The following is a 6,895-nucleotide window of genomic DNA, read 5'->3' on the forward strand; positions in this document are numbered from 1 at the left end:
GCGCGCCTGCCGTCTCTCGTGTTAGGACCACTTCAGCTGGAAGTAGTGCGACAGCAGCGCATAGAACGCATCCGTGTCTTCGATCGTGTTAATGGCGTTTGACACGTTTCCGGTGAACCCGTCCTTGGCCTTGCGCAAGAATTTCAGAGCCCCGCCTTCCGACCGAGAGACTACCTGCAGGTACCCGAAGCCGCGGAGAAACTCCGTCTGAGCGATGCCGTAGGGCGTCCCTTTGGCGTCGACGACTTTTTGTTGGCCGGGAAAGAAGCGCCAGCCGGCGTATTCGAAGTGGCCGCTGCGCTGCACCTGGTCGACGTACTTCTGCACGCGCTGCTGGAAAGTCTTCTCGCTGATTTCATCGACCGCTTGCGCCAGCAGATCGATACGGGCCTGCTTGGAGGACGACAGCAATGTCGACTTCTCGCTCACCTGGATCGTCTCGCCGTCCTTCGTGTACACGACAAATCCGATGGCGGGGTCGTGCTCGGTGCTCACACCCATGGGGATGTGGTGTGTGCGGTGGATAAGGCGGTAGCTTCGCAGTGCGACCACGTCGGCGAACCCATACTCAACGCCGTGGTACATGAAACCCGAGGGCGTCATTCGAAATCCAGTCTTTTCCAGGCTGTTCTTGTTAGTGAGGGGCGCGACCAGGTGAGCCTCCAGGTAAGTTCCTCACATACTAGCCGCGCAACCCGCGCCTGCCAAATAGCTGGGCATGCTTCCCCCATAAGCGTGGCGCCGATGCCGCTGCTTTGGGCCAACTGTCCCAACCAGGCCAAAAGCCCATCAACTCCGAGTGAGGCCATCCAGAGGAAGTGCGAGCTTGTCCCTGTCACTACGGAATGGGATGACATCGCAGCAGCAAGCGCTGAAATGGGGCCGCCGGTTGTATGACCGTCTGGCGACGCTGCCAGGCTGTCAGAGGACGATGTCTGCTTCTGGGCCGACAGCAGACATTCACATCTGGAGCCTGCACGCCAGTTGAATGGCGCCTTCAGACTGACAGCCGTCGTACGCGAGTCTCGCGTTGAAGGGCAGCTTTGTGCCCAGAGCGCCCGGTCATGATTCGCCAAGCGGCCCGTCCCTCCGGCTTAACTAATTCGAGCTGCGCGACCACCAGGCAGTCGTTTGTGGTCGCTCAAATGACTTTTACGTCATGGACAAATAACTGATTGACCTTTTGCGACATATGCGCTGTACATCAGAAGAAAGCAGTGCTGCGAGGTGCAAGGAGGCGCCGATTCGACCTCGTTCGCCCTACGCGAGAGGTGATCACCATTCGTGTGCTCCATAATGAAATGAAAACAGGGAGGAGAGGTCACCTATGGCTGCATTTGATATCAGCGTGCGTGACACGCTGAAACTGCTTGATGGCCCGTTCGAGCCCTTCGCAGCCGGCGTGTCGAACGGGCTCTATGCATTCTGGTTGGGGTCCGGGATTTCATTCGGACGCGCGCCGAGTCTGCGCGTCCTCGTCGGCAAAGTTGTCGAGTTCGTACGCTCGCGCATTGACCATGCGGATCCGGACTGCAAGTTCGCCGGCACGCTGCGAGAGATTCTCAACTTGGCCAGCGCTTCAGCGGACGAACGTGCGCGCTCGAAGTTCGATGAGCCCTTTGCCAGCTGGCCGGATCAAGATGCCATGGCTTGGCGCTTGGTCAACAACTATTCCAGGCTGCTTGGCCTCACGGTCGATGGCGAGGACATGGACTATCTGTTGTGGACCGTCATCGACGTCGGCGCGACGTTCGCCGACGCCGCCATGACTCCCGACGTGGAGCACCTGTGCCTGGCCGCGTTGAGTCTGGAGGGCACAACCCCCGAGATGCTCTCCGCCAACTGGGACCCGCTGATCGAAAGGGCAGTGGACACCCTTACGGACGGTAATGCGGCGCTGAGCCCGACGGTTGTCGCACGTCCCGCCGACCTTCAACTGCCCCGCAATAAGACCCGCCTCATCAAGTTCCACGGCTGTGCTGCCAAGGCTCAAGATGACCCGGGCCAGTACCGCCAATGGTTGGTGGCGTCAAACGATCAGGTCGCCGCCTTTTGCACCCAGGCGAACAACCAAGGGCTCGTAACAGCATTGACGCACATCGTCGGGAGCAAGCGCACGCTGATGCTGGGCCTCTCAGCCCAGGACGCCAATATTCAGGGGATTTTCAACAAGGCGGCCAACGAGTTGACGTGGCAGCTTGGCGATCCGCCTCCGAGCTACGTGTTCTCAGAGCAAGAGCTGGGCATGGACCAGCGATCGCTCCTGAAAAACGTTTACCGCGACCAAATCACCCCCGCGAACCGGATGTCGGTCTTTGAGGCGGGGCGCATCCAGGCATACGCAAAGCGGTTGCTCACCGCGTTGCTGTTGGATGTGTGGTCTAGAAAGCTGCAGGCGTTGATCCCTCTCGCTCCAGGTTCGGTTGCGCTTGCGGAGCGTCGACACCTGTGCGCCGGCATCGTGTCGCTCCGCAACCACCTGGCAGATGCGGCGGAGCCAGAACTCGACTTCATTGACGCGCTCCTTGATCGGTTCGGCCGCGCTTGCAAGTTGCTGCGCGACGGCCAAATCGAGCACCCCAATGTCAGGTTTGAGCCGATCACGAATGACGTCGTGACGGCCCTCCCAGGCAATCCAGCCTTGGGGGCCCTCGGGTTACGCGAGGCGGCCGTTGCGCTTGGCCTGGTGGGAATGGGCTTGAGCCGCGATGACTGGACAGTGGAAGCCGAGGCTTTGGACAGGGAATCGGGTGTTTTGGCAGTCACCGGAAAAGGTGCAGCAGCGGCTCGCACCAAGGTGTACCTCACGGCCAGCGCGGCAGGCGCCGCGCTGCTTCGCAGCGAGGGCCACCTGGTGGAAACAGAAAGCCCGCTCTTGATCCAGTCTCAAAAGCTGGCGGTGCCAATGGCCCGATCCCCAAGAGGGGCATCAGGGCGAACCGGGTTGCCGAAGGTGCGCGAGGTCAGCATGTCGACCCTGCTGCAAACCTACACCACAGCTGACGAGCTGTATGAAGCATTCCGACAGGAGCTTGCGCTATGACTGATTCAACACCAGTGGGCCGTGTCACGGTGGCGCTTGAGGACGCTGGGTATCAGCGGATTGCCAGGGGGCTCCAGGTGGGCGAGCTGAAGTTCCAGTTTCAGGCTGCATTCGTGAAGGCAAAGAGCTCGGCCGAACTGATCCTCGTCGCTGACATTGCAAGCGAGAGCGAGGCGCAGCTGACCCGCAAGGTCGACGGCGTGGCGCGCGCGCTGGACATCGCAGCCTCCACACGCTCGCTCACCCTGGTGGTTACCGGACCCCGTCCCAGTGCTGCCGCTCTGGAGTCACTGGGCCGCGTCTGCCGTGTCCTCCCCACCGGCAACATCTCGGGGGACGACGGCGACCAAGTCCTCAAGAACTGGCTGGCTGTGCTGTTGCCCCTGTCGTTGCCTAAGCCTGAGTCCGTGGCGGGCAACTCCTTGGCCCGCATCCACGTCGCCGCGCAAAGCCTTGACGAGACCACCAGGAGGCTGATCGATGTTGCGTATCTAGGGGAGGGCGCCGTCAGCAAGGAGCTGTACGCGATCATCGACGCCGCTGCCGTCCAGGCCAAGGAGAAGACCACATGACGCCGCGCATCGCGTCCCTTACGGCTACCGACTTTCGTAGTCTTCGTGGGACCGTCACGGTCCCTATGGACAGTCCTATCGTGCTGATCCATGGCCGCAATGGCGCTGGCAAAACCAGCTTGTTGACTGCAATGGAACTTGGCCTGACCGGCAACTTGGCATCGCTATCTCGGCTGGACCCGCAGCTTCGGGAGCATCTGGTTCATAAGGAAGCGGTGTCCAAGAAGGCGTCGGTGTCGATCGGCGTCCGCGGGCTCGGTACCGAGTTTCCTGCAGGCAATTTCGACATCCATGGCCACAAATTCACCGGCAAATCAGCACTCGATCCTGTCCTGACAAAGCACTTCTCGGAGCGCTGCTACTTAGCGCAATCCACACTGACGAGGCTGCTGGAGTTCTACGAGGACAAATCAACGAATGGCACGGCACTGACGCGATTCGTCAAGGAGCTGCTCGGGCTGGATGCACTGGATGCCCTCATTGACGGCCTGCACGACGCCGGCGATGTTCGCCGGCTTCGTGGTCATGCCGTGAGCTTCTGGGACATGCGCGAGCAGCTCCCGAGTTTGGATGACGAACTGAGCCGCCTGGCGAGAGAGCTCACAGCCGCCGAGGAGCAGGCGACGCAGCTCACACAGTCTGCAGGGGAGCGACTAACACCACATTGGCCAGAAGTTGCCAGTCTCCCGGCGCAGGCGATGCTTGACCTGTTGAAGGAGCAGTCACCGGAGCAGGAGCTGCAACGCTTGACCCAGCTCCGGCGAGAGCTCAACGACACGGTCTCGCAGAGCCAGATGGGGGTATCCGCCGTGGCAGCGGACCGGCGCGCCAACATTGAAACGGCCGCCGGCGCCGCAGACGCGGCACTACGCAGTTGGCTGGGCACCAGCGGCCAGCGCATGACGGAGCTGTTCGACACGCTCGGTGGCTACTTGTCTGATTTGCCGTCCCCCATTCAGAACCGCCCTGAGTACGCTCGTGCCTATGCCCATCGGGCCGTGTCCAATGAGGTGGCGCGATGCCAGCAGATCCAAGTCAAGGATCAAACAGCGCAAAAGCAGGTATCGACGCTTCAGACTGACCGGCAAGGTCTCGCCACGCGGCTGGAAGAGATCGACAAGCAGATCGTGCAGCATTCGCGCGAGGCCGGCCAGCTTGCGCAGGCGCTGTCCGCCCTGGTGCCCCATGTGCACACCGAAGAATGTCCGGTCTGTAGTCGGGACTTCGGTGAGGTTTCGTCTTCGCCGCTGCTAGGACACCTCACGGCTCGAATTGCTTCGCTGACTCAGTCGGCTGGCCTTCTCTCAGCGTTGTCGCGGGAGCGGGCGAACACCGTGAGTACCGTCGCGGCCCGAGACCGAGAGATCGGTGCCGCTCAGGCGCAGGTGCTCACGGCCGAAGCGAGAACGGAATACGGGCAAAGGCTTGCAACTCTTGAGCAGGCCTTGCAGGATTTGACGTCCCTGGAAGGGGAAGCTAGGGCTGGCGAAACCCTGTTTGGGCAAGGTGCCAACGCCGCGCAAGCTCTGGCATCGGCTCGCGCCGGCGACCAGCAGTCAGCAGCCCTTCGAGACGCTGCTGGTCGGTATGCCACAGTGCTCTCCATGGATCCCATCGGCGCCAGCGAGCCTTTGCAAGCGGCGCTGCAGCGATTCCTGGCTGAAGTCACTGCTCGGCTGGAGCGGCTGACGGCGAAAGAGTCGGCACGCCGCGATGGCGAGGCGGCGCTAAGGGATCTGCTGCTGAAGCAGCAGAACATTGAAGCCATCAAGGTGCGGCAGTTGGAGCGCAGAACTGCTCGTCGAGGCCTGCACGCGGCGAAGGAAGCGGGAGAGCGCACGATGGATCAGGCGCGCGAGCTTCTCAAGCTCGCTCAGGTCGAGCGTTCCCGTGTTGTGGGCCAGGTGTTCAACGATTCCTTGAATGCGGCATGGCGAGACCTCTTCGTGCGCCTGGCACCGGACGAGCCTTTCATCCCCGCCTTCGCTTTGCCCCAGGCGACGAAGGGCGACGTCGAAGCGAAGCTGGAGACCCATTACCGAGACGGCAGTAAAGGCGGAAATCCAAGGGCCATGCTCAGCGCCGGGAATCTCAACACGGCCGCGCTGACGCTGTTCCTTGCGCTCCACCTGTCCGTGAAGCCGCAGCTGCCATGGCTGATCATCGACGACCCAGTGCAAAGCATGGACGAGGTTCACATTTCGCAGTTCGCTGCTTTGTTGCGGACACTTTCGAAGCAGCATGGCCGTCAGGTCATTATCGCCGTGCACGAGAAGTCGCTCTTCGACTACCTGTGCCTGGAACTCAGCCCCGCGTTCGAGGGCGACCGATTGATCACAGTAGAGCTGGGGCGCTCGGCCAATGGCGAGTCAGTAGCGAACACTATTGTCAGAGACTGGAAGCAGGATCTGGCGATCGCAGCGTAGACCTTCGTACTCGCTCTAGGCAGCCCGTAGCCTAGAGCGGCCGAGTGGTTGGGACGAGGTCTTCGCCTCCGATGCGGCCGTCGCGCTTAACCGACGAACGACCGGCCTCAGCCAGTTTGGCGAAGGGCCGCACCTGGCCGAATGCCGCCTGACGTGCGCATCGATCCGAGTGTCAGCAACCGCTGCAAAGCAGCCAATGGAGACCCTGCGGCCCAATGTCCGCTCCCGCCGCCGGAGCAGCCATTTGTGCTGAGTTACTCTACTGGTCATGCCGTTGAAGCACGAACTCTCTGCGCTGGTATCGCGCCGCATCGAAGAGATGGGCCTCAATCCGCTACGCCTCGCGGATTTGGCGCAGGTGCGGCCGGAGATAGTCGAAGCTTTACTTCGCACAGAAGACACAGCAATCAGCATTGCTGAGGCGGAAAAAATTGCAAATGCAGTTGGCTTGGCAATCGGAGTGTTGGGGAACAGACGCGAGAAGGACGGTGACGCCCAATCCTTTCACGTTGCTGCGCAAACTGCCTCGACGAGTTACCGCGATCTAATTCCAATCAATGTGATGAGAGAAGCGCTCGTCACAGGGCAAGTGTCGCTCGACTATCGACCGCACATTCGCACTCTGCTCGACGAAGCATCTGTTGGGCTGCTTGCAAGGCTAGCGGACGAGATATACCGGGTTTCAGGCAGCTCGCCGCGGACAACGTGGCAGATCATGCGCAAGGTGGCAGCCGAACTCGCATGCGATCGCAGCCTGTGGCACTGAAGCCTGCTTCTGGCCGAGGTTGTGTGAAAACCCCCTGACTCTTAGACTGCGGCAACTCGTACCGGAGGCGCTGTGGCTCGATACGTTG

At 61.2% G+C, this 6,895-nt stretch carries 5 protein-coding genes; 4 read left to right on the plus strand and 1 reads right to left on the minus strand.

From position 1 onward, the window contains the following. Positions 1 to 21: 21 nt before the first annotated feature. A complete protein-coding gene (locus Q0632_RS13805; RefSeq protein WP_298930950.1) occupies positions 22 to 501 on the minus strand; it encodes a hypothetical protein in 480 nt (159 codons plus the stop codon). Positions 502 to 1,327: 826 nt separating this feature from the next. Between Q0632_RS13805 and Q0632_RS13810 the strand changes: the two genes are divergently transcribed. From Q0632_RS13810 to Q0632_RS13825, 4 genes are all read left to right on the plus strand, one after another. Next, the gene (locus Q0632_RS13810; protein WP_298930952.1) at positions 1,328 to 3,043 is read left to right on the plus strand and encodes an SIR2 family protein; all 1,716 of its coding nucleotides are present in this window, start codon (positions 1,328 to 1,330) and stop codon (positions 3,041 to 3,043) included. Beyond that, the gene (locus tag Q0632_RS13815) at positions 3,040 to 3,615 is read left to right on the plus strand and encodes a hypothetical protein (RefSeq protein ID WP_298930955.1); all 576 of its coding nucleotides are present in this window, start codon (positions 3,040 to 3,042) and stop codon (positions 3,613 to 3,615) included. The genes Q0632_RS13810 and Q0632_RS13815 overlap by 4 nt, the downstream gene beginning before the upstream one ends. Further along, complete coding sequence (locus tag Q0632_RS13820) at positions 3,612 to 6,041, plus strand: AAA family ATPase (protein WP_298930958.1); 2,430 nt, start codon at positions 3,612 to 3,614, stop codon at positions 6,039 to 6,041. Before Q0632_RS13815 ends, Q0632_RS13820 begins: the two co-directional genes overlap by 4 nt. A gap of 268 nt (positions 6,042 to 6,309) precedes the next feature. Continuing rightward, positions 6,310 to 6,807, plus strand: a complete 498-nt coding sequence (locus Q0632_RS13825) for a hypothetical protein (protein WP_298930960.1) — start codon at positions 6,310 to 6,312, stop codon at positions 6,805 to 6,807. Positions 6,808 to 6,895: the final 88 nt, after the last annotated feature.

This window comes from uncultured Ramlibacter sp. (genome assembly GCF_936925435.1).
Classification (GTDB): domain Bacteria; phylum Pseudomonadota; class Gammaproteobacteria; order Burkholderiales; family Burkholderiaceae_C; genus Ramlibacter.